Raw genomic sequence first — 24,791 nt, 5'->3', positions numbered from 1 at the left:
AGTATGATGTTGGGTTCTTCTTATCGATTCACCCCGGAGTCCGCAGTGAACAGTTCTTCCCGTCGTCCGCATGCCAGCCAGGTGCAGAAGGGACTGGCGCCGCATGCGCGCATCCGCAACGTGATCGCGGTGGGCTCGGGAAAGGGTGGGGTGGGCAAGTCGACCACGGCGGTCAACCTTGCCGTTGCCCTGCAGCAGCTTGGCGCGCGCGTCGGCGTGCTTGACGCGGATATCTACGGCCCCAGCGTGCCGGCGATGCTCGGCCTGTCCGGTCGCCCGGAAAGCCCGGACAACAAGAGCATCGAGCCGATGCGTGCCTTCGGCGTGGACACCATGTCGATCGGCTATCTGGTCGAGGACGAGACACCGCTGATCATGCGCGCACCGCGCGCGACGGCGGCGCTGACCCAGCTGTTCGAAGACACGTTGTGGGACGACCTGGACTATCTGCTGATCGACCTGCCGCCGGGTACCGGCGACATCCAGCTGACGCTGGTGCAGAAGATCCCGCTGGCCGGCGCGGTGATCGTCACCACGCCGCAGGACATCGCCACGCTGGATGCGAAGAAGGCGCTGAAGATGTTCGAGAAGGTCGAGGTGCCGGTGCTGGGCGTGGTCGAGAACATGGCCGTGCATACCTGCAGCAACTGCGGGCACGTGGAGCACCTGTTCGGCGAGGGTGGTGGCGAGCGCATGGCCGCGCAGTACGGCGTGCCGCTGCTGGGGTCGTTGCCGCTGCAGATCGGCATCCGCGAGCAGGGTGATGCCGGCACCCCGATCACCGCCGCGCAGCCGGATTCGGCGGCGGCCCAGGCCTACCATCGCGCTGCCCAGCGTCTGGTCGAGGAGGTGGGCAAGCGCCCGCGCGCCTCGATCCCGATCCTGTCCTCGCTGCTGTAAGGGCCCGCTGGCGGGGCTGCGGCGGCGACGCCCGGCCCCCTGTTAGAATCCTCGCGCCCCCTTGCACCCAGGACAGAGCATGAGCATCAAGAGTGACCGTTGGATCCGCCAGATGTCCGAACAGCACGGCATGATCGAGCCGTACGAGGCCGGGCAGGTCAAGCAGGTCAACGGCGAGCGCATCGTCAGCTACGGCACTTCCAGCTACGGCTACGACGTGCGCTGCTCGCGCGAGTTCAAGGTGTTCACCAACATCAACTCGACGATCGTGGACCCCAAGCATTTCGATCCGGGCAGCTTCGTCGACATCGTCGGTGATGAGTGCATCATTCCGCCGAACAGCTTCGCGCTGGCGCGCACGGTCGAGTATTTCCGCATCCCGCGCGACACCCTGGTGGTGTGCCTGGGCAAGAGCACCTATGCGCGCTGCGGCATCATCGTCAACGTGACCCCGCTGGAGCCGGAGTGGGAAGGCCACGTGACCCTGGAATTCAGCAATACCACGCCGCTGCCGGCACGCATCTACGCCAACGAAGGCGTGGCGCAGATGCTGTTCTTCCAGTCCGATGAAGTGTGCGAGACCTCGTACAAGGACCGCGGCGGCAAGTACCAGGGCCAGACCGGCGTGACCCTGCCGCGCACCTGAAGGTGGCGCCGGGCGATGCCCGGCGTTCTGCGTGATCACGAAGGCGGCGCATGCGCCGCCTTTGCTTATTTGCCGCGACCGAACAGGATCGCGATGCCTACGGCCACCAGGCCGAGCGGCCACCAGGTGAGCAGCAGGCGCGACAGGTTCAGGTTGGTCCAGCCCAGGTTGCTGGCCAGCATGAACAGGCCAATCAGGATCAGCAGGATGGCGGCGACGATATTGAATCGCATCGGGTCGGCACTGGCTCAGGAATGGGCCGGATATCCTAGCCGTTCCTTCCAGTAGGCGACATGCTGGTCCAGCGCGGCCGGCTCATAGCGGTGCGCCGGGCCGCTGCCCCAGACCGGTCCCGGCCATGCCGGATCGCCGTCGTGGCGGCCGATCACGTGGAAATGCAGCTGGCGCACGATGTTGCCCAGCGCGCCGATGTTGATCTTCTCAACCCCGTCGGAACCGTGCAGCGCCTTGCAGGCGCGGTTGAGCTCGGTGCGCAGCTTGTCCTGCTGATCGCCATCCAGCTCGATCCACTCGGTTACCCCGGCCAGGCGCGGCACCAGGACCAGCCAGGGGAATCGTTCGTCGTTCATCAGTCGCACTTGCGACAACGGGCCTTCGGCCACCAGCACGCTATCGGTGGCCAAGCGTGAATCGAGTTCGAAATCGCTCATCCAAGATGCTCCGAGAAGAAGTCCAGGGTGCGTTGCAGCGCCAGGGCGGCGCTGTCTGGATCATACGCATGTCCGACCTCGCGGTTGAAGGCATGATCGGCCGGATAGACGTAGGTCGTCATCTGCGGCAGCTTCTCGCGGTGGGCCTGGATCGCCGCCGGCGGGATGCTCTTGTCCTGCGCGCCGAAGTGGAACATCACCGGGGCCTTCGGCGTTTCATCCAGGAACTGCACGTTGCGCGCCCCGTAGTAGCTCACCGAGGGCAGGCCCAGGCGCAGCGCGGACAGCAGCGCGACGCTGCCGCCCCAGCAGTAGCCGACCGTGCCCACCTTGCCGTGCGGCGCCAGCCGGGTGGCTGCGGCGCGGACCACTTCCAGCGCCTTTTCCATGCCCAGGGCGGTGACCCGTTCCAGGCCATCCTTCACGCCTTCGGGGGTACAGGGCAGGGCATCCGGATCGGCCTCGGGGCCGTCCACCAGGTCGAAGAATGACGGTGCCAGCACCGCGTAGCCCTCGGCCGCGAAACGTTCGGCCACGCTGCGGATGTGCGGGTTGGCGCCGAAGATTTCCTGCACCACCACCAGGCTGCCACGCGGAGGGCCTTCGGGCAGGACCTGCCAGGCACGGACCGGACCGTAATGCGTATCCAGGGTGATCCATTCGGACATCGGGGGGTACCTCGTTGCAGGGAACAGAACGGCATTGTCGACGCTGTGAGGGTTAGCGCGATGTCAGCGGCTGTGCCGCATCGGGCGGCTACTGGGAAATGGCGGTGGTTTCCCAAGGCGGTGCAGATGGTGGTTTTCGCATTGACCGGTGCACACCCGGCGCCTAAGCTTTCAGCCAGGATGACATACAAGCCTCCGGCGCAAGCCGGGGGCTTTTTTGTTGTCCGCGCGTTGCCCGAGGGCGGCGTGGAAACAGGCGGCTGTGCCGGGCCAACCGCGACGAAGACATCCAGGCCGACCCGAGCCTGACAACCCCGAAACCCAGCCGCCGCAAGGCGGCTTTTTCATTTCCAGGAGAATCAACACCATGTCCATCAATCAAGCCATTTCCGCCCAGGACTCCGCGCTGTATGTGAAGGCCGGCACCGCGCCGACCGCGCCGAACAATCCGGCTGGCTACACCGAGATCGACGGTCTCACCGCCTTCCCGTTCGGCCGTGGTCAGGCCAACACCCTGGATGCAACCAACCTGCGTTCGAAGCAGATGGAGAACATCGCAGGCCTGTCCGGCGGCCAGGCCGTACAGGTGTCCGGCCATCGTTGGCCGGTGGGCAGCTCGGCGGGTCAGGAAATCCTGCGTGACGCCAATCCGGATGCCGACCTGCACTTCCTGATGGTGCTGCCCACCGGCGATGCAGCCACCTTCGTGGCCAAGGTCGCAGCCTTCAACGTCGCCCCGGGTACCAACCAGGTGCTGACCTTCACCGCCGATCTGTTGCCGCGTGATTTCGCCATCGTCACCGCTGCTGCTGGCGGCACTCCGTGATGTTGCTGGGCAAGCAGCAGATCCTGGATGCACATGATCGCCGCCATGAGGACATCGCCGTGCCCGAATGGGGCGGCAATGTGCGTGTGGCGATGATGTCGGCCAGCGACCGTGACCGCTGGGAGCAGGAGACCTACGGCGGTGATACGCCCAAGGTGGATGACTTCCGTGCGCGCTTCGTCGGCCTGTGTCTGGTCGACGAAATGGGGGGGCGCCTGTTCTCCGACCATGAGGTGGCCCAGCTGGGCGCGAAATCGGCGGCGGCGCTGGATCGCGTGTTCCGTGTCGCGCAGACGCTCAATGCGCTCGGCGATGCGGCCGTGGGAGAGCTGGAAAAAAACTGATCCGCCGGCCTGAGCGCCGGCTTCAGTTCCGGATCGCGTGGAGGCTGGGCCTCCCGCATCCGGACCACCTGCTGGCGGGAGTGACGTCCCGCCAGCTCTCGGAGATGTATGCGTTCGCACGCCTGGAACCGATGGATCAGCCACTGCAGGGGATGCTTGCGCAGCTGACCAGTGTGCTGGCCCAGGTACATGGCAACGCGACCACGGCCGAGGACTTCCTGCTGGTGCGGCCGCGCGCCTCGCCGGAGAAGGCTGCCAAGGAACGCTCGCAGCAGCTGCTGGAGATGTTCGGCAGCGCATCGCGCCGCAACGCTGCGCCGTGAACCCAGGCGGGGCAGGGCATTGCTTCTCCGAGGTGTGGCATGCAATCGAACCTGGGGCCCTGCGGGGCCCCTCATCATTCTTGGAGGAACGCATATGGCGTCCACTAACCAGAATCTAGACGTAGTACTGCGGGTCAACACGACGGGCTTCCGTAACGCAATGGCGGAGGCCAGCCGCCTGGCAACGCAGAATCTCAAGACGCTGCGCGCAGAGGCAGAGCGGACGGCAGCGGCCCTGGCGCGTGTGCATTCGGCACCGGAAGGCGCGGCGGCAAAGGCAGGGGCAAGCGCAAAAGGCGGGGAAGATGTACTCCGCAGCGGCGTGAAGGAGCTTGGCAACGGCCTGCTGACTGCTGCAGGCGGCCCATGGGGCATCGCCATCGCGTCGGTGCAGAAGCTCGGCGAAGCGTACATGGACATGGTCAAGGCATCCGAACGTGCCCGCGCCGAGTTCAATGAACAGATGCAATCGCTGAAGCTGATGTCGTTCACGATGGATGAAGTCGGCAAAGGTCTGCGGGATCGCAGCATGCCGATGGATGTCGCCGTCGCTTCGCTGCATGAGCAGGCAAAGGCCATGCGCGAGCTCGAAGCGCGCAAGCGCGCGCTGGAGGGGGCCGTCACCCATTGGGAAGGGCGCGTGGCCTATGGCCAGCAGTCGGCGCGGGAGGGCGCCGGCATGAGCGCGGGGGCCGACTACGCAGGGCTGAAGGCCGCGCAGGACGCCTTGAAGGAGTTTGAGGGCAAGACCGATCCGGTGCGGCGCCAGTTTCAGGAGCTGCAGGAACAGATCCGTGGCTCAATGGATCCAGAGCTGTTCAAGAGGGTCCAGGACGCCATCAGCAATCTCGACATCCAGACGTTGGTCCAGCTCAAGGCGGAGCTTGGCGCTGCCAAGTGGGAGGCGCTGCAGGCGGGCTCGGCCATCAGCGGCATGTTGGGCGGAATGCAGGGTGATGCGTGGCGGGATGAGGTGGAATGGATCCGCCAGACCCGTGGCGAGTACGCGGCGTGGATGGTCGAGCGTGGAAAGCAGATCAATGCAGCCGGCGGCCCGGACAAGATGAACGCGCGTAGCCGCGCCGAATTCAATGCGCTGGCGGCGCTGAAGAAGGCGGACATCGAGCGCAAGGATCGGTTGCGCGAGCAACAGCAGGGATCGCAGCGGACTGTTGAGCGGGTCGATGCTGAAGCGGCGGCTTATCAATCTCTTATCGACCGCATTGACAAGCAGATCGCACAGGACCGGGTGCAGAGCCAGTTGAAGGAAGGCATGACTGCGACAGAGAAGCTGCAGATCACCCTGCTGGATGAAATGCGGCATGCCGAAAAACAGCTGAGTCTGGAAAAGCGCCAGCGGATCGAAGCATCGCTCGCGGGCGCTGTCGTCAACGCCAAGGAAGCGGCAGCACTTGAGGCTACGAAGAAGGCCCAGCAGGACCTGCTGAAGCTGCAGCGGGAGCTCCAGCAGGCGGCGCAGGCACAGCAGCGCGGCAACGACCAGGAACTGTTCGGCATCGGCCGTGGCGCAGCGAGCGTGGATCGCATGCAACGCCGTTCCGCGCTGGATGAGGACCGCGACAACCGAAAGCGTGCGTTGGACGACGAGTCGCGCAGTGAAGACGGCAAGGTCATCGAATCGGAGCGCTACAGGACCCTGCTGGCCGAGCTCGATGCGTTCCATGAGCAGTCCCTGCAACGCGAGGCCGCGTTCCAGGAGAGCAAGAAGGCATACCAGTCCGATTGGAAGAACGGCGCGATGCGGGCCTTCGAGGACTACGCCGACGCTGCCGCCAACGCTGCCGAGCTGAGCCACGGCGTGTTCAGCAATGCCCTGGGGGGGCTGGAAGAAGGCTTGGTCAAGTTTGCCCAGACCGGCAAGCTGTCCTTCTCCGACCTGGCCGACTCGATCATCGCCGATCTGGCGCGCTTGGCAGCCAAACAGATGGTCAGTGGGCTGATCAGGTCGGTCGGGCAGATGTTCGGGCCGAAGATCACCGGCTTTTCCATCGGCGGTTACACAGGCCCGGGCGGCAAGCACGAGCCGGCGGGCATCGTCCACAAGGGCGAGGGCGTGCTCAGCCAGGAAGACATGGCCGCTCTCGGCGGCCCCTCGGCGTTCTTCGCCCTGCGCACGTCGCTGCGGACCGGCAATGGCCTGTCCGGTGGCGACAGCGGTGGCTATGTGCAGGTGCCGATCGCCCGTGCCGGCGAGGGTGGGATGAACGTGGAAATCAACAACTACGGCGAAAGCCGGGTCAATACCCGGGAAGAGCGACAACGCATGCCGGATGGCAGCGAAGTGCGGCGACTGGTGATCGACATCGTGGGCGACAGCCTCAACGGTGGCGAGCTGGGCGCCATTGGACGGGCCCGATATGGATGGACGGAGGCAGTGGGATGAGCAGTTGGCCAGAGTATGCAGAGATTCGTTTCGCCGACTATGGCGAGGAGATCGTCGCGTCCGAAGAGCGGACCGACATGGAGCGCGGGCCGAGCAAGATGCGCACGCTCAACAGCCGGGTGATGAAGAATGTGTACGCCTCGGTGCAGTTCCGCAGTGCGGCCGACGCCGAAGCGTTCGAGGAGTGGTACCTGCGCGATGTCGGTCGTGTCGGCTGGTTCACGATGGAGCACCCGCGGACCGGGCAGCCGATCAGCGCCCGCTTTCCGCAGGGGATCGGCCGCCTGGTGCCGCTCAACACCCAGTTCCGTTTCTCCAAGCGTGATCTGGTGCTGGAGTACATGCGATGAGCTCGTTCCATGAACGTCGCCAGCGCCTGGCCGATACCCAGGGTCCGCTGATGCTGCTGGAAGTGTCGGCGCCATCGATGCCGGAAGTACTGCGGATCGTCAACGACAACGTGAACTGGACCAGCAATGGCAGCGAGTTCATCGCCGCGCCATTCGGCTTTCAGCTTCCCGACGACGTCAGCGGGCAGGCTCCGCGTGCGCAGCTGGTGATCGACAATATCGGCCGCGCACTCACCGAAGACCTGGAAGCACTGGCCCCGGGCGAGATGGTGACCGCCCGGTTGATGCTGACCGACCGTGCCAACCCGGATGCCATCGAGGCCGAGTACGACCTGCCGATGACCCAGGTATCGGTCAACACGCGCACGGTCAGTGCCCAGTGCGGCGTCGACTTCCTGATGCGCCAGCAGGCCGTGCTGCTGCACGCCAATCCTTTCACGTTGCCGGGGATCTTCTGATGCGCCTGGTCGACGTCGAGCGATGGGTGGGCATTCCCTATGACGAAGCCGCGTACGACTGCGCCGACCTGGTGGTGCAGGTGCAGCGGGCGCTGTTCGCCCGTGAAGTGGAGCTGCCCGGACGGCGACCGCGCGGGCGGCGCGGCTCGGCCGAGCTGGGCCCGCTGTCGCGCGCGCAGGCGGTAGCCCGCGAGGGCCCCCCGCAGGACGGCGACCTGGTACTGATGATCGAACGCGGACAACACAACCCCGGCCATGCCGGGGTTTTCTTTTTCCTGGCCCACGAGGGCTGGGTTCTGCACAGCAATGAAACGAACGGCTGCAGCGTGCTGCACCGCGTTCGTGACCTGCCCGGATATGGGCTGAGGATCGAGGGATACTACGCATGGAACTGACCCCACAACCGGCGACCGACGGTCGCCTCATCATCACCCCGCATCCGGTGCTGCTGGATGGCCAGCGCAACGTGCCGGTCGACCTGCGCCCGGGCGAAAGCCTGTACGCCTTCCTCATGCGCCATATCGATGGCCTTGATGGGCAGGCCTGGCAGGTCTGCGTGGATGGTATCGATGTCCCGCGTGAGCAGTGGATGCAGGTGCGCCCGCGGCATGGGCAGCTGATCGAAGTGCGCAGCGTGGTTGGCAAAGCGGTGATCCCGCTGGTGGCGATGATCGCGCTGACCTACTTCACCTTCGGCATCGGCGCGCTGGCGGCAGGCTCCGCCTGGGGTGCGGGAGCGATCGCGGGCACTTATGGCACTTTGGCCGCTTCGGCGGTCTACGTGGCCGGCAGTGTGCTGATCAACAAGGTTCTCACTCCGAAGCCTCCCCGGCCCGGTGGTGGTGGTGTTGCCGATACCGCCTATTCGCTGGCTGCGCCTCGCAACCGCGTGCGCGCCTATGAGCCGCTGGGCCTGCTGTTCGGCTCCACGCGCGTGGCGCCCGATCTGATCAGCCGTCCCTATACCTGGTTCGAAGGCGATGAGCAGTTCGTCGGCATGACCCTGAGCCCAGGCATCAATGTCGGCCGTGTCGAGGCGCTGCAGAACGGTGAGTCACCGCTGTCCAGCTATGAGGGGGTGCGCACCTGGTTCCGCGGTTTCCCGCAGATGCCGGACGAAGCGATTCCGCTCTACAGCAACGCGGATGTGATCGAAGGCGCTCTGTTGCTGGATACCGGCAGCGACGCCAAGCATGTGGCCAGCCCGTGGGTGGAGCGCACCAGTTCGGCCGAGACGCTTCGCCTGCAGGTGAACGTGGAATTCCGTCTGTGGGACACGACCTCCAAGGGCAAGGACAAGGACAACCGCGAGCAGCTCCAGATCCAGTACCGCCCGGTAGGCACCACCAACTGGCAGTTGTTCGGCAACTACAACCTTGTGGGGCGCACGCAGAAAGCCCGTCGGGTGAGCTACGGTCGCGATGTGGAGCTTGGCCAGTACGACGTGCGTGTGCGCGTGGCTGGACAGAACACCGATGGCAGCGGTGCGCAGGCGAACTTCACCTGGACCACGCTGGTCAGCGTGCAGCGTGACGATGCCAGCCATGCCGGCATTCCCGCGATCGGCCTGCAGATGAAGGCCTCCGGCCAGCTCAACGGCACCCCGGATGAAATCCGCTGCGTGGCCCATTCGCGGCCGATCCCGGTGTGGAAGGGCGATGCGGTTGGCTGGGTGACCGAGGAGACCAGCAACCCGGGCGCGCAGATTCTGGCCTACGTGCGAGGCATCAACGACGAGAATGGCAAGCGCATCGCCGGCCTGGGCATGGCGGATCGACGCATCGACATTGAAAGCCTGAAAGCCTTCATGTTGCATTGCGCAGACAATGCGCTTGGCTATGACTACTGGCTGACCGAAGTGCGCAGCCACCAGGCGGTACTGGATGCCATCGCCCTGGCCGGCTTCGGCCAGGTGACCTGGGCAAAGGGTCGCCTGGGCGTGGCATGGGCCGCCGACGAGCAGCCGCTCTCCGGCGTAGTCAACATGGCGACGATCAAGAAGGGCCAGTTCCAGGTCGACTACACCCTGGCCAATGCCGCCGATGGCATCGAGTACAGCTATCTGGACCGCCGCACCTGGAAGGCGGCGACGCTGCGCGTGCCGGCACCGGGTGTGGAAGTGATGCTCAACCCGGCCAAGATCACCGGCGAGGGCGTCAGCACCGAAGCCCACGCCGCGATGCTGGCGCGTTGGCATCTGGCGCAGAGCGTCTATCAGTACAAGTCGATCAGCTACAGCACCGACATCGAGCACCTGGCCTACTCGCGGTTGTCGGTGCTGGCGTTGCAGCACGACCTGACCCAGTGGGGCTTCGGTGGCCGCCTGATCGGCGCGACGGTCGATGCCGAAGGTGTGACCACGCTGCAGCTGGACGAGCCGGTACCGCCGCCGGCGGTGGGCAGTGCGTTCATTGGCCTGCGCATCCCGGGCGAGCGCGTCTACCGCGTACTGCGCGTGGTACCTGGCAGTGAGCCGAGCGACACCCTGGTGTTGGCGGATCCCTGGCCGGCCGACGCGTCGCTGCCTGGCAGCAGCGAGAACAATCCTGCCCACGACACGATCTGGATCTACGATTTCAAGCAGACGCCGGGTACCCGCGTGCGCGTGACCGGCATCCGTCCGGAAGGCGACCTCAAGGGTGCATCGGTGGACGTGGTGCAGGAAGGGCCAGCGTTCTGGCACTACGTGCGCACCGGCCAGTACGTGCCGCCGTCGAACGAATCGTCGCTGCAGACCCGGCCGATCGCCAGCAACCTGAAAGTGATCGAACGGCAGGTCAGCCAGGGTGGCAGCGTCCATACCGAACTGCAGGCGAGCTTCGACATCAGCGGGCCGGTGGGTGACACGCTGGTGCTGTCCGATCCAGACGGCAATGCCGCGTTGGAGGAAGTCGCACGCACCACGACGCGCTCGGCAAGCTGGTCGATCCCCGGTGCGGGCACCTATCCCGTCGTCGTGCGTCCGTACAGTCCGGAGGGACGCGCCGGCGTGGCGGTGTCCACCCAGTACACCACGATGGGCGCCGATGCCCCGCCTGTCCTGGTCGACCTGTTCGACATCGAAGAGCTCAGTGGCGGTGTGCGCCGCTACGTATGGGGCTTCTTCAGCGATACGGTGCAATCGACCGACTTCGCCGGTGTGGAAATCCGCTACACCGCGGGCAGCATCGACAACCCGCTGTGGGAGCAGATGACACCGCTCGGCGATGCGGGTGGCTTCTTCACTGCCGCGATCGAAGCGGTGCTGCCGGCGTCGGGCAGCTGGACCTTTGCCTGCCGCAGTCGCAACACCTCGGGCGTACTGTCGACGGCCGCCCGCTACGTGCGACGTGCGCTTGGCCGCAACGTCGGGCAGACGCTGGAGGGAATCGGCGGCGTGGTGGAGTCGGTCAAGCAGGATCTGGGCAAGGAAATCACTGCCCGCATCGACAACGACCTGGCCAACGCCACCCAGGCGGCCGAAGCACTGCGCAGTGAATCGCTGCGCCTGCAGGGACAGATCACCGAGAGTGCCACGCACCTTGCCCAGCAGGCCGGGCAGCTGGACCAGCAGGCGCTGGCGATCAAGGCAAGCACCGATGGCCTGGCACGCGAAGTGCTGGACCGCGCTGCAGGCGATCTGAATACCCGCACCGAGCTGACCACGGCGGTGACCCGCGAAACCAGCGAACGCCGGTCGGATGTCGAGAATCTCACGCGGATGGTGAGCCAGCTGTCGGCCGGCAGTGGCGTGCAGTTTGACAGCAAGCGCATCTGGTACTTCGACAGCAGCGTGGAAGGATGGGGCGCGAACGGTGGCAGTCCTACGCTGGTGGATGGCTGGCTGCGTCCGGCCAACCATGCCAGCGATGCCTTCGTGACCAGCCCGCGTGGCCAGGACGTCCAGGGTGCGGCGCACCGCTTCGTCAAGCTGCGCATCCGCAAGGTGGGTAGTCCTGCCTACGACGGGCGACTGCTGTGGAACGGCCCCGGCCAGTCGTGGGACGACGCGCGCATGGTGCAGTTCGCAGAGCCGGGCTATGACAGCAATGGCATCGCGACGCTGGATGTGGACAACATTCCGTGGAACGGAACCGTGGTCGACCAGATCCGCCTGGATCTGTCCAAGGCGCAGACCGATGCCCACTACTTCCTGCTGGACTGGGTGGCGATCGGCCGACCGACACCGGGCGCATCGGTGGCGATGCTGCAGGACGAAGCCAGTGCACGCATCGCAGCCGATTCCAGCGAGGCCAGTCGTCGAGAGACACTCGGCGTGCAGCTGCGAGGCAGTTACGAAGGAAGCGATCTGGCGGGCGTCAGCCAGGGCCTGATCGCGGCGGAGAAGTCCGCGCGGCTCAGCGGTGACCAGGTCAACGCACAATCGATCCAGGCACTGCAGGCACGCATGCCCGCAGGTACCGGCGCGGTGGCTACCAATGCAAGCGTCAGCAGCCTGCAACAGGCAATGGTCACTGCCGATACCGCGCTGGGGCGTCGTGTGGACAGCCTGGACGCCACGATGGGTGACAAGGTCGGCTCCAGTGCCTTCAATGCGCTGAAGTCGGAAGTGGGGCAACTTGACGGCAAAGTCACCACCAGCAGCCAGGACCTGGTGCAGCTGAAGAGCCGGATGGAGGCGGTGATGGGGGCGGGCAGCAACCTCGCGCTCAATGGCGATTTCAACCTGGGCCCCGAAGGTTGGACGTTCTTCAATACAACGGCTGCATCGGTGGTGCGGGAGGGGCGTGGCAACAGCCTGTGCTGGAAGGCCGGCCCCTATGCCGGTGGCGCCAACACGGTGGTCAGCGCGGCGGTCAATGAGGGGCGGATCATTGCCTTGACGGCCGGGCGCCGCTATCGCGTTTCCTGCTGGACGCGGACCAGCGAGGACTTCGATGGTACGGCCGACAATACCAAGCTTCGTATCGGCGACCAGAACGGCAATCTGATGGCGGCTGCGACAGCGTCGTTCCCCAGGTCCGTGGATTGGGTGAAAACCGAGACCTTCGTGAACCTACCGGCCTCCGGCACGGTGCAGGGCATCAAGGTCACGATCAATCGCAACGGCACGGCCGGCACGCTGTGGCTGGATGACCTGTGGGTGGAGGAAGTGACCGACGCCGATGCGAATGCTTCGGCGATCACGGGTCTGTCGACCAAGGTGGAGCAGATCGATGGCAAGCTGACGACCGCCGCCGAGGATGTGACACGCCTGGCGTCCGGTATCGGCAACATGGTGGCCTACAACATCATTGCCAATGCGCACATCAACGCCTGGCCCACCGGCGGACCGCGTGCATCGGGTGTTTACCGCGCCAACGGCAGCATCGTGGCCGGCATGGGGGCCAACCGCGGCCTGCGGGTAGGGGTGATCAATGCGGACAACAGCATCAGCAGTACCGCTGTGTTCGACACGTACGGCAATCTGCAGGCTGAATCGGCCCGTTTCAACGCCTGGTACGACGAGACCCTGAAGGACAACCAGTACTTCATCGCCTATACGTCTGACGCGGTGGGGGCGATCAGCAGTGGTACCAACGCCGACACCGTCGGCCTGCGCACGCGCCTGCTTGATGCCGGTCTGTCGCAGGAGAATCTTGTGGCGCTTTCCGGCGGACGGATGCTGGTGATGGTCGGGCGCAGGAAGAGTGGCGCCGGTGGCGGCAGGCAGATCCTGTCTCCGCCCGCGCTGGATGCCAGCCGCGTTGGCATGTGGGTGGAAATGACCATCACCCTGCTCAATGGTGTACCGACCGGATCGCAGGACTCGTCGGCGCTCGACCGTGCCTCGCGGGCCAATGCCGAAGCGCTGACCGGGCTGCGCACCGATGTGGGCAAGCTCGGTACCGACCTGGCATCTGCGGCGGACAGCATCACCAGTCTGGGTGCACGGATCGATACGTCCGTGGTGAGCAATGACAACCTGCTGCGCAACAGCACCTTCGCCGGCAGTGCCGCGTGGTGGACGTTGACCCGCACGCTGCCGGCCAACACCGTGGAGTGGGTGAAGGCCTCTGGCCAGGGCGGCGATGCGTTGTTGATGACGCACGGGCCGCAGGCGGGCCAGAATCCGGCAATCACGGCCAATGATGCGCGCTGGTTGCCGGTGGCTGCCGGCAAGTCACGCCGGTACCGGATGGTGATGATCGCCCGTGCCTTCGATGGCGCGACGGCGACGCTGGTATGTCGCCTGAGGGTGCGCACCACGGGCGTTGGCGAAAGCCATGCGGACGTGACATTGAACCTGACTGACGGTGCCTGGAAAACGTACACGGCGGAGTGGTCGACGGGGCTTGACCGCAATGAGGTGATGCCGCAGGTGCATCTGACCAATGCGAATGGCAAGGTGCTGTTCGACCGCGTCGAGTTCTACGACATCACCGATGCACAGGACATCGCCGGCAATGCCACGGCGATCTCCAACCTGCGCACCGACGTGGTGCAGCTTGGCGACCGCGTCACCAGCAGCGCGACCAATGTGGTCAAGCTGCAGTCGGATGTGCAGTCGATTCTCAACGGAAGCGACAGCCTGTTCCCGCTGGGATCGTTCGAAACCTTCCAGGACGGCCAACTGCTGGCGAGTGCGGCGGGCACGATCTACACCGCCCGCGCCGATGCGCGCCGGACCGGTGAGCGGGGCCTGGACGTGAATGTCGCAGCCAATACCAGCCAGAGCACAAACGCGGACATGTACGTCGGCCAGTGGACCCCCATCACCGGCAATCGTCGCATCTACGTGGAGTACTACGCACGCCTGCATCCGGACAGTATCCAGCCTACCGGAGGCTCCATCCGGGTGGGCTGGCAGACTACCAACGAAGCCAACGCGGAAAGCTTGTGGCCATTGCAGGCCTATGCACTGGCCTCCCTGCGCAAGGATGCATGGACCAAGGTCAGCGGCTACATGGATACTGCGGCCTCTGCCGCGAAGTGGCGGATGCTCGTCAGTATCCCGGGGGGAAATGGCGCTCGGGAAGTGGGCGTCCGCGTACAGGTTGATGATATCCGCATGATCGATGTCACCGATGCCTACGCCGCCCAGCAGAGCGCCGCCGCCACGGCAACGGCGGTCACTGCGCTGACCACGAAGGTGGACCAGCAGGGGGCGAGGGTCGATGCGCAGGCACAACAGGTCACTGACCTGTCCAGCAGCCTGAAGGGAGTGCTCAATACCGGCAGCGGCCTGCTGCCCAATCCCGATTTCGCAGAGGGCCTGGGAGGCTGGACGGCATCGGCAGCCGCCAACGGTGCAGTGTGGAGCACGGTCAACGGCGACGGCCGTCCGGGCGTGCTGCTCAATCGATATACCAGTGTGAATCCCACGCTGCAGCCCAATGGTGGCAAGTGGGTGCCAATCAATGGTGCGCGTCGATTGCGCGTGGTCGTACGTGCCTGTGGCGCAGGTGGGGCGAACAACCTGATGGTGCGGATGTATCGCAGAAGCGTCGCCGGACAGCAGTCCAACCAGGACCTGCGTGCGGTGTTCGCTGTGGAGGCATTCGAGACCCGCACGTTCGATTTCGATGCGTTCAACAGCGGGATCGACGCGTGGCGGCTGAATGTGTATGCCTATCCGGACAATGGCCAGGTGCGCGTGGACAGTGTGCAGGTGTACGACATCACCGATCAGTTGGCCAATGATGCCAACGCCTCGGCGATCAGCGGGCTCAGCACGTCCGTTGCGCAGCAGGGCAGCAAGCTGGACACCACCGCGCGTGACCTGACCCAGCTCAAGACGCAGGTGGGCGATGTGTCGGCCAGCGGCTTCTCGCAGCTGAAAAGCCAGGTGAGCCAGCAGGGAACACAGCTGACGGCACTGTCCGGGCGCGTGGATGGCGTGCAGGCATCGTTGGGCGGCAAGGCGGACGCTGCCGTGGTCACCAGCATGCAGGCGCAGGTCAAGAACCTCGGTTCGGGCGGCAACCTGCTGATGAACACCACCTTCCCGTTCTGGCAGCGCTCGGGCTGGGGATGGGGGGGGAACACCAATGGGCGCTGGATCGAGCTGGGGGATCCAACCGGCGATGGCAACTGGAGTCCGCGGGGAGTGTTCGGCCTGGGGTCGCGGACTGGCGGGGTGGTGTCACCCAGCGAAGTGTCCTGGTGTGGCACCGAGTACGACATCGCCGTCGAGGCGGGTAAAACTTATTGCGCCTCGAGCTGGATGAACACGCATCGCGTCGAAGGCAAGGTTGAACTGACGTTTTTCGATGCCTCCGGCAATCACCTTGGTCTGGTGCACAGTCCGGGCGTGCGCAATTACGTAGGGGGCCCCGTCACTCTGGACAAGCTGTCGCGCCCGTTCCTGATCACCAAAGCGCCAGCGAATGCGGCCTTTGCGCGCTTCCGCATCATCCTCCTCGGCACGGGGGAGGAGAACCCGTACTTCTGGATCTTCCGCCCGATGCTCAGCCAGGTGGATGCGGCAGCAACTACGCCACCGACCTGGTCAGCAGGTGGCACCGAGTCATCCGCACAGTGGTCGGTCAACGTCCGCGCCGACGGCAGGGTAGGGGGCGTGCAGCTGGCTTCCAATGGTCTGGTCTCGCGCTTCGACGTGGTGGCCGATGCATTCAGCGTCAGCGCACCGGGCGGCGGCCGGCGTACCGAGTACAGCGACGGCAACTGGCGTGTCTTCGACGAAGCCGGACGTCTGCGCGTGCGCATGGGAGTGTGGTGACAGGGCGTCTGCCGGCGACGGCAGACGCCCAGCTTGTCAACCGTATCGGCCGCCGGTGAAAGCGGCCTCTTTTTTTCCTGGAGTTCTCATGAAATTCAATGCTCGACTTGTCCTGCTTACCCGCGCCGTGGAGCAACCCGGCGTGGTCAACCTGCACTTCCGCGCGGAGGGGGAGGCGGTCCCGCCGCAGATGGTGATTCCGGTGGCACCGGCCGATGCCTACGCCCTGAAGTTCGGGGGGCTGTATCGGTTCGAGCCGGTGGAAGTGGACGAATTGCCTGCCGCTCTGGCCTGAAAGGTCGGGCTGGGGCGGACAAGGCGCTGTCGCGGCAGTTCAGGGACCATGGCCCAACCCCGGTATACTGGCGCCCTTTCAGGCCCCGGCCCCCAGGTCCCCCTGCCATGCCGGCAGGGGCCCAGGCCCCCAGAGTCCCGCGATTCCATGTCCCAGCTGAACCCCAAAGTCGGCTTCGTCAGCCTTGGCTGCCCGAAGGCCCTCGTCGATTCCGAGCGCATCCTTACCCAGCTGCGGTCGGAAGGCTACGACATCGTCCCGTCCTACGATTCGGCCGATGTGGTGGTGGTCAACACCTGCGGCTTCATCGATTCGGCGGTGACCGAATCGCTGGATGCGATCGGCGAGGCGATGAACCAGAACGGCAAGGTCATCGTCACCGGCTGCCTGGGCAAGCGCCCGGAGCAGATCCGTGAGGCATACCCGAACGTGCTGGCGGTGTCCGGGCCGCAGGACTACCAGAGCGTGATGGAGGCCGTGCACGCGGCGCTGCCGCCCAAGCACGACCCGTTCGTGGATCTGGTGCCGGACTACGGCATCAAGCTGACCCCGCGCCACTACGCCTACCTGAAGATTTCCGAGGGCTGCAACCACCATTGCAGTTTCTGCATCATTCCGTCGATGCGCGGCAAGCTGGTCTCGCGCCCGGTGGATGACGTGCTGCGAGAAGCCGAGCGCCTGGTGCGTGGCGGTGTGCGTGAGCTGCTGGTGGTTTCGCAGGACACCTCTGCCTACGGCGTGGATGTGAAGTACGCCGAGAAGATGTGGCGCGACAAGGCTTACCAGACCCGGCTGAAGGCACTGTGCGAAGGCTTGTCCGAGCTGGATGCGTGGGTGCGCATGCACTACGTCTATCCGTATCCGCACGTCGATGACGTGGTGCCGCTGATGGCCGAGAACCGCATCCTGCCGTACCTGGACATCCCGTTCCAGCACGCCAGCCCGCGCATCCTGCGCCTGATGAAGCGCCCCGGCGCGGTCGAAAAGACCCTGGAGCGCGTGCAGAACTGGCGCCGCATCGCGCCGGACATCACCGTGCGTTCGACCTTCATCGTCGGTTTCCCGGGCGAGACCGAGGCCGAGTTCGAAGAGCTGCTGTCCTTCCTGGACGAAGCGCAGCTGGACCGCGTCGGTGCGTTCGCCTACTCGCCCGTCGAGGGTGCCACGGCCAACAACCTGCCGGACCCGGTGCCGGAAGAAGTGAAGCAGGAACGACTGGCGCGCTTCATGGAAAAGCAGGCGCAGATTTCGGCCTCGCGTCTGGAAGCCAAGATCGGCACGGTGCAGCAATGCCTGGTCGATGCCATCGAAGGCGATATCGCCGTGGCCCGTTCCAAGGCCGATGCGCCGGAAATCGACGGTCTGGTGCATATCCAGAACGCCGACCAGGTGGCGCTGCGCGTGGGTGAGTTCGTCGACGTGGAAATCACCGAGAGCGACGAGCACGACCTCTACGGCGATGCACTGCCGCCGACCACGCGCCCGGCCTTCGACCTCAAGGTGCTGTGACCGGGGCGGAGGCTGCTGATGGCGGCCCCCGCCGCTTCGTGGCACCGCTGCGCGCGGCGGTGGATCGGTCTGCGTTCGATCATCCGGTGTTTGCCGGTATCGCCGAATTCGTTGATCTGCTGACCACAGCGGACTGGCCGCGCGTGTCCGACCTGGACGCGCGCCTGGCGCTGCCGGGCAAGCGCATTGTTGAACAGGATGCGGCGCTGCTGGCCGATGGCCTGCACTATGAAACGCGCATCGCCGAAGGGCGCATCGCCACCCGTGCCGACAACTGGCACGACCTGTTCAATGCCCTGGCCTGGGCACGCTACCTGCCGATCAAGCGCGCACTCAACGCGCAGCAATGCCGGCACATCGAGCGCATGGCCGCCGGACAGCGCAACCGCGCGCAGGCTGCGCTGACCCAGTTCGATGAAACCGGCGTGGTGGTGCATGTGCGCGACCGGGCATCACTGGCAGCCTGGGATGCTCACGATTGGCGCGCGTTGTTCGAACCGAGCCATTGGCAGTCAGGGCGGATCGCCATTGCCGCTGTATTTGGTCATGCCTTGATGGAACAGGCGCTGCTGCCGGGCCGGCTGCTGGTGGGTAAATGCATCGTGCTGCAGGGCGATGACGATGCCGGCTGCATCGATGTGGTCGCGCAGGCCATCGACGAGGGCAGAGTGCTGCTCGACCCTCTGGAGCTGCGCCCGCTGCCATTGGCAGGCATTCCGGGCTGGCACGCCGATCAGGCACCAGCCTTCTACGCGAACGACGATTATTTCCGCCCACTGCGCGAAGGGCGTCGTTATCCGCCGCCGCTGCCGCTCCAGTAGAGCCGAGCCCGTGCTCGTTGAGCGCTGCTGCCCGGCAGAGGCTCAGCCCTTGGCCGCAGTCTCGTACTCGACATCGATCACCGCAAAGGTGTGATGACCACTGGGCAGTTCCACCGAAAACTCATCATCCAGGCGCTTCTTCAACAAGGCCCGCGCCAACGGCGAATCGATGCTGATCCAGCCCAGTCCTGCATCGGTCTCATCCGGCCCGACGATGCGGTAGCGGCTGGTCTGCCCGCTGTCCACGTTCTCCAGCTCCACCCAGGCACCGAAGAACACCGCTTGCGGATCGGTCGGCGTGGTGTCGACCACGCGCAGCGATTCCAGGCGCTTGGTCAGGTAGCGCACGCGACGATCGATCTCGCCCAGCTGCTTCTTGCGGTAGGTGTATTCGGCATTCTCCGAGCGATCACCTTCGGCTGCGGCCGCAGCCAGCGCCTTGACCACCTCGGGTCGACGTACCCGCCACAGCTCATCCAGCTCGGCTTTCAAGCGTGCATGGCCGGCTGCGGTGATCAGCGCGGTGCTCTTTTCTGCGGGGGGACGCCAACGCGACATGTAATGCGGCTTCTCGTACGGAATGAAACAAATACGGCGCGCCGCTGCCGGCGCGCCGCGAAGGTGCTGCCGGAGTTCTCAGCGCTTGCCGCCGAAGATGCCACCGAGGATGCCGCGCACGATCTGGTTGCCCAGCTTGGTACCGACCGTACGCGTTGTCTGCTTGGCCATCGTCTCGATCATGCCCTGGCGGCGCTTGGTGCCAAAGATCGCGTCCTTGATCGATTGTCCGAAGCCACCTTCCTGCGCCTCGTCCTGCTCACGGCTGCGTGCGGCCGGCGCATCGGTTTTCTCAACCGCCTTCTGCGCGCGCTGGGCCAGCAGTTCGGCGGCCGATTCGCGGTTGACGGCAGTGTCGTAGCGCGTGCCGACCGGGCTGCCGGCACGCACCTGCGTACGTTCGGCCTCGGTGACCGGTCCCATGCGGCAGCGCGGTGGGGCGATCATCGTCTGCTGTACCGGCATCGGCACGCCCTTGTCCTGCAGCGTGGACACCAGCGCCTCGCCGGTACCGAGCTGGCTGAGTACCTTCACCACATCCAGTTTCGGGTTCGGCACGAAGGTCTCGGCGGCGGTCTTCACTGCCTTCTGGTCGCGCGGGGTGAATGCGCGCAGCGCGTGCTGCACGCGGTTGCCGAGCTGGCCGAGGATGTTGGCCGGTACGTCGTCCGGGAACTGCGAGCAGAAATACACGCCCACGCCCTTGGAGCGGATCAGCCGCACCACTTGTTCGATGCGCTGTACCAGTGCAGGCGGTGCATCGTCGAACAGCAGGTGCGCTTCGTCGAAAATGAAGACCAGCTTCGGCTTGTCGAGGTCGCCGACTTCGGGCAGCTGCTCGAACAGCTCCGACAGCAGCCACAGCAGGAAGGTGGAGTACAGCTTGGGCTTGAGCACCAGCTGGTCGGCGGCAAGGATGCCGATGACACCGCGGCCATCATGGTTGACCCGCATGATGTCGGCCAGTTCCAGCGCCGGTTCGCCGAAGAAGTGCTCGCCGCCGTCCTGCGCCAGGCGCAGCAGGGCGCGCTGGATGGCGGCCACCGACTGCGCGCTGACCAGGCCGTACTCGGTGGAGATGTCCTTGCGCTCCTCGGCCACCAGGCCGAGCAGGGCGCGCAGATCGTCCATGTCCAGCAGCAGCAGGCCGCGGTCATCGGCCAGCTTGAACACGATGTCGAGCACGCCGGCCTGGGTGTCGTTCAATTCCAGGATGCGTGCCAGCAGGGTCGGGCCCATCTCGCTCACGGTGGTGCGCACCGGGTGGCCGAGCTTGCCGTACAGATCCCAGAACACGGTGGGGCTGGCCGCCGGGGCGTAGTCGCCCACACCGATCTCGGCCGCGCGCTTGAGCAGGTTCTCGGCGCCGGTACCCGGCACCGCCAGCCCCGACACATCGCCCTTCACATCGGCCAGGAACACCGGCACCCCGATCCGCGAGAAACCCTCGGCCAGGGTCATCAGGGTCACGGTCTTGCCGGTGCCGGTGGCGCCGGCCACCAGCCCATGGCGGTTGCCGAGTTTCGGCAGCAGGGTGACAGCCACATCGTCGGTGATGCCTTTGCCGAGCAGAATCGGATCCATGGTCCAGCCCTTGTGATGAATGTGCCAATGTTAACCGCCGACAGTGACGGGCCGAAGGTCGGCTTGCCCCGACCTTGGCAGCGCCGCTACTCTGCCTGCCTGTTTCATACACAGTGCCACCAATGCCCGTTCCTGTCCTGATTTCCCGTACCTGGCCGCTGCTGGCCCTGGCTGGCCTGGTTTCCCTGGCGCCGGAGGCCCACGCACAGCGGGTTTCGGCCCGGGACAAGGTGAAGGTGGATACACTGCAGCAGCGCATGACGGCTGCCGAGAAGCGCTACAGCGATGCCGTGCTGCTGGTGGCCAACGCCGATCCGAAGGGGCGCAACGAGGCTGATGCCGCGCTGGAGGACATGGAAGATGTCATCAGCGAGTGCGTGAAGCAGAAGGGGTGCCAGATGAGCAACATGCTGGCGACCTACAAGCGGCTGCTCAAGCATGACGCCGATGCCGCCGCCGATGATGACGTGGCCGATGAAGCCGGCGACCGCCTGGAAGCCGACCCGGACCATGTCGGCCCGCTGGCTGCCGACGTGCCCGAGGCCGCCCGCGCAGCGGCGCTGCTCAACGACAAGCGCCATGCCTTCGACAACATGGTCGAATACAACCCGGCCGTGCAGGCCGGCATCCGCCGCTGGCTGACCGACATGCGCCCGGCGCTGATGACCACCTACGAGAACTACCAGAACCTGCGCGCGGTGATGTGGCCGGAATGGGAGAAGCGCGGCCTGCCCGAGGCGCTGCTGTTCGGCATCATGGCCAAGGAGTCCAATGGCCGCGTGCATGCGTCCTCACGTGCCGGCGCCGCAGGCCTGATGCAGTTCATGCCGGCCACCGGCCGCCGCTTCGGTCTGGGCCCGGACGGTACCGGTTTCGATACCCGCTTTGATGCGCGCAGCGCCGCCGAAGCCAGCGCGACGTACCTCAACGAGCGCATGCGCGAGCTCAACAACAACGTCGAACTGTCGTTGGCCGGTTACAACGGCGGTGAGGGCCGCGCGGCGCGCGTCTACAAGCAGTACCCGGGCCAGAGCTTCTGGGTGGACAGCGTTTACAACCAGTTCCCCGGCGAGACCAAGGACTACGTGCCGATGGTGATCGCCGCGTCCTGGATCTTCCTGCACCCGCAGCAGTACGGCGTGGAGTTCCCGAAGATCAATGCACAGCCGGCCACCATCCGCCTGGCCCGCTCGACCACGATCTACGAGCTGACCATCTGCCTGGGCAGCCATGGCACCCGCGATGGCTACATGCGCGCATTGCGCAACCTCAACCCGCGCTATGAGGCCGATGGCTGGATCCCGGCCGGGACCCTCATCAACGCCACCAACCGCATTGCCGGCCTGTACGCGCGCAACTGCGTCAGCGGCCCGCGTGCGGATCTGGCACGCACCCTGATCACCGCCGACCTCAATGCCGCGATCGTGCGCCCGAGCGCCGCCAGCTACACCGGCAGCGTGGCCGTGGGCGGGGTGGTGCCGGTGGTCGATCCCAATGCCGCCAGCAGCGTGCCGACCACGCCCGCAGCGCCCGTGGCTGCGCCGCGCCCGGCGCCGGCACCGCGTGCCAAGCCGGCCCGCAGCTACAAGGTCGGCAAGGGGGAGACCCTGGGCCGGATCGCCGCGAAGTTCCAGTGCGATGTGCCGGTGCTGGCCCGCGCCAATGGCCTCAAGGCCCCCGGCTACAGCCTGCGCCACGGCCAGGTGCTGAAGCTGCAGGGCTGCGACAAATAATCTCTCCGCACTCTGGATATCGCATGGACATCGAAGACACCCGCAACCTGTTCACCAACCTTCGCGAGAACACCGACTGGGACCTGGATGCCCCGCTGCTGTGGGGGTACTTCTTCGTGCACTCCACCGCCGAGCCGCTGCAGGCACTGGGCACCCACCTGCAGGCGCAGGGCTATGTGCTGGTGGAACTGTTCGAGCAGGAGCCGGAGGACGGTGACGCTGCATTCCACGTGCTGCACGTGGAGCGCGTGGAAGTCCACGACGAAACCTCGCTGGACAAGCGCAACCAGGAACTGAGCGCGCTGGCCACGCAGATGGGCGTGGGAGACTACGACGGCATGGACGTCGGCCCGGCGCCGACCCTGCAGTAACGCCCGCATCCGGTAGTGCCGGCCGCTGGCCGGCATTCCGTTGAAGCCATCCACGCATGGCGTGGATCTACTGGCCAAGCGTGAGCCCAGCACGGCTCGGCTCTACATGAACCTCAGCGCAGCTTCGCCAGTGCCTGGCCCAGCTGCACCGGATGCTCTGCATCCAGATGCGGGGCGAATTCGGCCACCCCCGGTGGCAGCAGCACGATCACGGTCGAGCCGTAATTGAAGCGCGCCATCTCTTCGAAGCGCTGCAGCGTGATGCCGCGGCCCCGGTAATCCTTGCGGGTGATGCGGTCGCCGTAATGCGGAATTTCTTCGCCGCTCCACACCGTTTCCACGCCCGACACCAGCAGCGCACCGACCATCACGCTGACCATCGGGCCGAAACTGGTGTCGAAGTGGCAGACCAGGCGTTCGTTGCGTGCGAACAGGCCTGGCACGTTGTTCACCGCGGCCGGGCCAACGCTGAACAGGCGGCCGGGCACGTGCACGGTTTCGCGCAGGGTGCCGGTCCACGGCATGTGCACGCGGTGATAGTCGCGCGGCGACAGGTACACCGTGGCATACAGCCCATCGTTGAACGGCTTGGCATCCTCGGCGCTGCCCAGCAGCTCGGCGGCGGTGAAGGACTGGCCCTTGGCCTGGAAGATGCGGCCGGCGTCGATCTTCCCGAGCTGGCTGATGCGGCCATCGGCCGGCATCACCAGGCTGCGCGGATCGGCATCGGCCACGCGTGCGCCGGGCTTCAGCGCGCGGGTGAAGAACTGATTGAAGGTCGCGTAGCTGCGCGGGTCCGGGTTGGCCGCTTCATCCAGGTTGACGTTGAATTTGCGGGTGACCGTGTCGATCAGCCAGCGCGATACGCGCGGGTTGTCCGAGTACGCCAGCGAACGCGCCATCGAGGACAGCAGGCGGTGGGGCAGGACGTACGTCAGGGCGGTGGTCAGACTCATGGGGCGGATTTCTCGGTCAGCTTCTGCAGGTCGCGGGCGATCGCCGGCGCGTTGAACGGGGGCCGCACCAGGCCGGCAAGCCGGCCCTGCGGATCGAGCACGGCCAGGCTGGCGGAGTGCTCGAGGGTGTAATCCTCGGGATTCTCGTCGAAGTGCTTGCCCGGTACCTTCTGGAACACGAAGCCCAGCGAGGTGGCAAAGCGCTCCAGCGAGGGGATGTCGGCGGTCGCCGCCAGGGTGTCCTTGTGGAAGCCATGGGCGTACTCGCCGAGGCGGGTGGCGGTGTCGCGCTCCGGGTCGACCGAGACGAACAGCACGCGCGGGCGCAGGCCATCGGGCAGGGCTTCCCACTGGTTCTGCGCACCGGCCAGCTCGGCCAGGGTGGTCGGGCACACGTCCGGGCAGAAGGTGAAGCCGAGGAACACCAGGGTCCAGTGGCCCTTCAGCTCGCCGGGAATCAGGCGCGTGCCGTCGGACTGGGCCAGGTTGTAGTCGGGCAGGGCGCGCGGCTGCGGGTACAGGGTGATCGCTTCGGTGGCCGGCTGCCCGGCCGGCGGCTTCGGCGCGAACACCTGCTGGGCGGCGAGCAGGCCAAGGCCCGCCGCCAGGGCGATCAGCAGGATGATGCCGACGTTGCGATTGAACATGGGATTCCGCCGCAGGAAGTGGCCACCATCATACCGGCTGCGACTGGATCGTTTCTGCCGCAACG

22 protein-coding genes are annotated in these 24,791 nt (G+C 65.7%); 15 read left to right on the top strand and 7 right to left on the bottom strand.

Annotated elements, in window-relative coordinates:
* The first annotated feature begins 45 nt into the window (after positions 1-45).
* Positions 46-900, top strand: a complete 855-nt coding sequence (apbC, locus tag AC27VL_RS07435; RefSeq protein WP_089236336.1) for an iron-sulfur cluster carrier protein ApbC — start codon at positions 46-48, stop codon at positions 898-900.
* A 79-nt stretch (positions 901-979) separates the two neighbouring features.
* The gene (dcd, locus tag AC27VL_RS07430) at positions 980-1,546 is read left to right on the top strand and encodes a dCTP deaminase (RefSeq protein WP_089236335.1); all 567 of its coding nucleotides are present in this window, start codon (positions 980-982) and stop codon (positions 1,544-1,546) included.
* A 65-nt stretch (positions 1,547-1,611) separates the two neighbouring features.
* Here dcd and AC27VL_RS07425 read toward each other — a convergent pair whose 3' ends face one another.
* From AC27VL_RS07425 to AC27VL_RS07415, 3 genes are read right to left on the bottom strand one after another with little or no spacing between them, the layout of a single operon-like run.
* On the bottom strand, positions 1,612-1,779 hold the full coding sequence (locus AC27VL_RS07425; RefSeq protein WP_025876120.1) for a LiaI-LiaF-like domain-containing protein: 168 nt from the start codon (positions 1,777-1,779) through the stop codon (positions 1,612-1,614).
* 15 nt (positions 1,780-1,794) lie between these two features.
* Positions 1,795-2,217 carry an HIT domain-containing protein gene (locus AC27VL_RS07420; RefSeq protein ID WP_100553128.1) on the bottom strand — a complete coding sequence of 141 codons (423 nt, stop codon included), beginning with the start codon at positions 2,215-2,217 and terminating at the stop codon, positions 1,795-1,797.
* The gene (locus AC27VL_RS07415; protein ID WP_488765934.1) at positions 2,214-2,885 is read right to left on the bottom strand and encodes a dienelactone hydrolase family protein; all 672 of its coding nucleotides are present in this window, start codon (positions 2,883-2,885) and stop codon (positions 2,214-2,216) included. Before AC27VL_RS07415 ends, AC27VL_RS07420 begins: the two co-directional genes overlap by 4 nt.
* A 367-nt stretch (positions 2,886-3,252) precedes the next feature.
* Here AC27VL_RS07415 and AC27VL_RS07410 point away from each other — a divergent pair, with 367 nt between their 5' ends.
* From AC27VL_RS07410 to AC27VL_RS07360, 11 genes are all read left to right on the top strand, one after another.
* Positions 3,253-3,711, top strand: a complete 459-nt coding sequence (locus AC27VL_RS07410) for a phage tail protein (RefSeq protein WP_191078768.1) — start codon at positions 3,253-3,255, stop codon at positions 3,709-3,711.
* Positions 3,711-4,055: a hypothetical protein gene (locus AC27VL_RS07405; RefSeq protein WP_100553126.1), complete on the top strand. Its 345-nt coding sequence runs from the start codon at positions 3,711-3,713 to the stop codon at positions 4,053-4,055. Before AC27VL_RS07410 ends, AC27VL_RS07405 begins: the two co-directional genes overlap by 1 nt.
* Positions 4,056-4,135: 80 nt before the next feature.
* Positions 4,136-4,378, top strand: coding sequence for a phage tail assembly protein T (locus tag AC27VL_RS07400; protein ID WP_235189890.1), 243 nt, complete (start codon positions 4,136-4,138; stop codon positions 4,376-4,378).
* 19 nt (positions 4,379-4,397) lie between these two features.
* A complete protein-coding gene (locus AC27VL_RS07395; RefSeq protein WP_488765933.1) occupies positions 4,398-6,782 on the top strand; it encodes a phage tail tape measure protein in 2,385 nt (794 codons plus the stop codon).
* The gene (locus tag AC27VL_RS07390) at positions 6,779-7,132 is read left to right on the top strand and encodes a hypothetical protein (protein WP_100553124.1); all 354 of its coding nucleotides are present in this window, start codon (positions 6,779-6,781) and stop codon (positions 7,130-7,132) included. The genes AC27VL_RS07395 and AC27VL_RS07390 overlap by 4 nt, the downstream gene beginning before the upstream one ends.
* Positions 7,129-7,590 carry a DUF1833 family protein gene (locus AC27VL_RS07385; RefSeq protein WP_032975025.1) on the top strand — a complete coding sequence of 154 codons (462 nt, stop codon included), beginning with the start codon at positions 7,129-7,131 and terminating at the stop codon, positions 7,588-7,590. The genes AC27VL_RS07390 and AC27VL_RS07385 overlap by 4 nt, the downstream gene beginning before the upstream one ends.
* Positions 7,590-7,985, top strand: coding sequence for a peptidoglycan endopeptidase (locus AC27VL_RS07380; protein WP_488765932.1), 396 nt, complete (start codon positions 7,590-7,592; stop codon positions 7,983-7,985). Before AC27VL_RS07385 ends, AC27VL_RS07380 begins: the two co-directional genes overlap by 1 nt.
* Entirely contained in the window at positions 7,976-16,252 is an 8,277-nt protein-coding gene (locus AC27VL_RS07375) for a host specificity factor TipJ family phage tail protein (protein WP_488765931.1), read from the top strand. The genes AC27VL_RS07380 and AC27VL_RS07375 overlap by 10 nt, the downstream gene beginning before the upstream one ends.
* 88 nt (positions 16,253-16,340) lie before the next feature.
* On the top strand, positions 16,341-16,547 hold the full coding sequence (locus tag AC27VL_RS07370; RefSeq protein ID WP_191078766.1) for a hypothetical protein: 207 nt from the start codon (positions 16,341-16,343) through the stop codon (positions 16,545-16,547).
* 147 nt (positions 16,548-16,694) lie between these two features.
* On the top strand, positions 16,695-18,056 hold the full coding sequence (gene rimO / locus AC27VL_RS07365) for a 30S ribosomal protein S12 methylthiotransferase RimO (RefSeq protein ID WP_100553120.1): 1,362 nt from the start codon (positions 16,695-16,697) through the stop codon (positions 18,054-18,056).
* A gap of 38 nt (positions 18,057-18,094) precedes the next feature.
* Positions 18,095-18,877 (top strand): DUF3025 domain-containing protein, encoded by a 783-nt coding sequence (locus tag AC27VL_RS07360; protein ID WP_409349552.1) that lies wholly within the window; start codon positions 18,095-18,097, stop codon positions 18,875-18,877.
* Between the two features lie 42 nt (positions 18,878-18,919).
* Here the strand turns inward: AC27VL_RS07360 and greB are convergent, their stop codons facing one another.
* Both greB and AC27VL_RS07350 read right to left on the bottom strand, forming a co-directional pair.
* Positions 18,920-19,435 (bottom strand): transcription elongation factor GreB, encoded by a 516-nt coding sequence (gene greB / locus AC27VL_RS07355; protein ID WP_100553118.1) that lies wholly within the window; start codon positions 19,433-19,435, stop codon positions 18,920-18,922.
* A gap of 78 nt (positions 19,436-19,513) precedes the next feature.
* Positions 19,514-21,019, bottom strand: coding sequence for a helicase HerA-like domain-containing protein (locus AC27VL_RS07350; protein ID WP_180166313.1), 1,506 nt, complete (start codon positions 21,017-21,019; stop codon positions 19,514-19,516).
* Between the two features lie 122 nt (positions 21,020-21,141).
* Here AC27VL_RS07350 and AC27VL_RS07345 point away from each other — a divergent pair, with 122 nt between their 5' ends.
* Complete coding sequence (locus AC27VL_RS07345) at positions 21,142-22,752, top strand: transglycosylase SLT domain-containing protein (RefSeq protein ID WP_100553116.1); 1,611 nt, start codon at positions 21,142-21,144, stop codon at positions 22,750-22,752.
* Between the two features lie 23 nt (positions 22,753-22,775).
* Positions 22,776-23,123: a ribonuclease E inhibitor RraB gene (locus tag AC27VL_RS07340; protein WP_488765930.1), complete on the top strand. Its 348-nt coding sequence runs from the start codon at positions 22,776-22,778 to the stop codon at positions 23,121-23,123.
* A gap of 113 nt (positions 23,124-23,236) precedes the next feature.
* Here AC27VL_RS07340 and asd read toward each other — a convergent pair whose 3' ends face one another.
* Positions 23,237-24,079: an archaetidylserine decarboxylase gene (gene asd / locus AC27VL_RS07335; RefSeq protein ID WP_488765929.1), complete on the bottom strand. Its 843-nt coding sequence runs from the start codon at positions 24,077-24,079 to the stop codon at positions 23,237-23,239.
* Positions 24,076-24,726, bottom strand: a complete 651-nt coding sequence (locus tag AC27VL_RS07330) for an SCO family protein (RefSeq protein WP_025876141.1) — start codon at positions 24,724-24,726, stop codon at positions 24,076-24,078. Before AC27VL_RS07330 ends, asd begins: the two co-directional genes overlap by 4 nt.
* Positions 24,727-24,791: the final 65 nt, after the last annotated feature.

Source organism: Stenotrophomonas sp. 14P6.2.3, from assembly GCF_057799055.1.
Note: the sequence above shows the minus strand (reverse complement) of the source record. Positions and strands in the feature narration are given on the sequence as shown.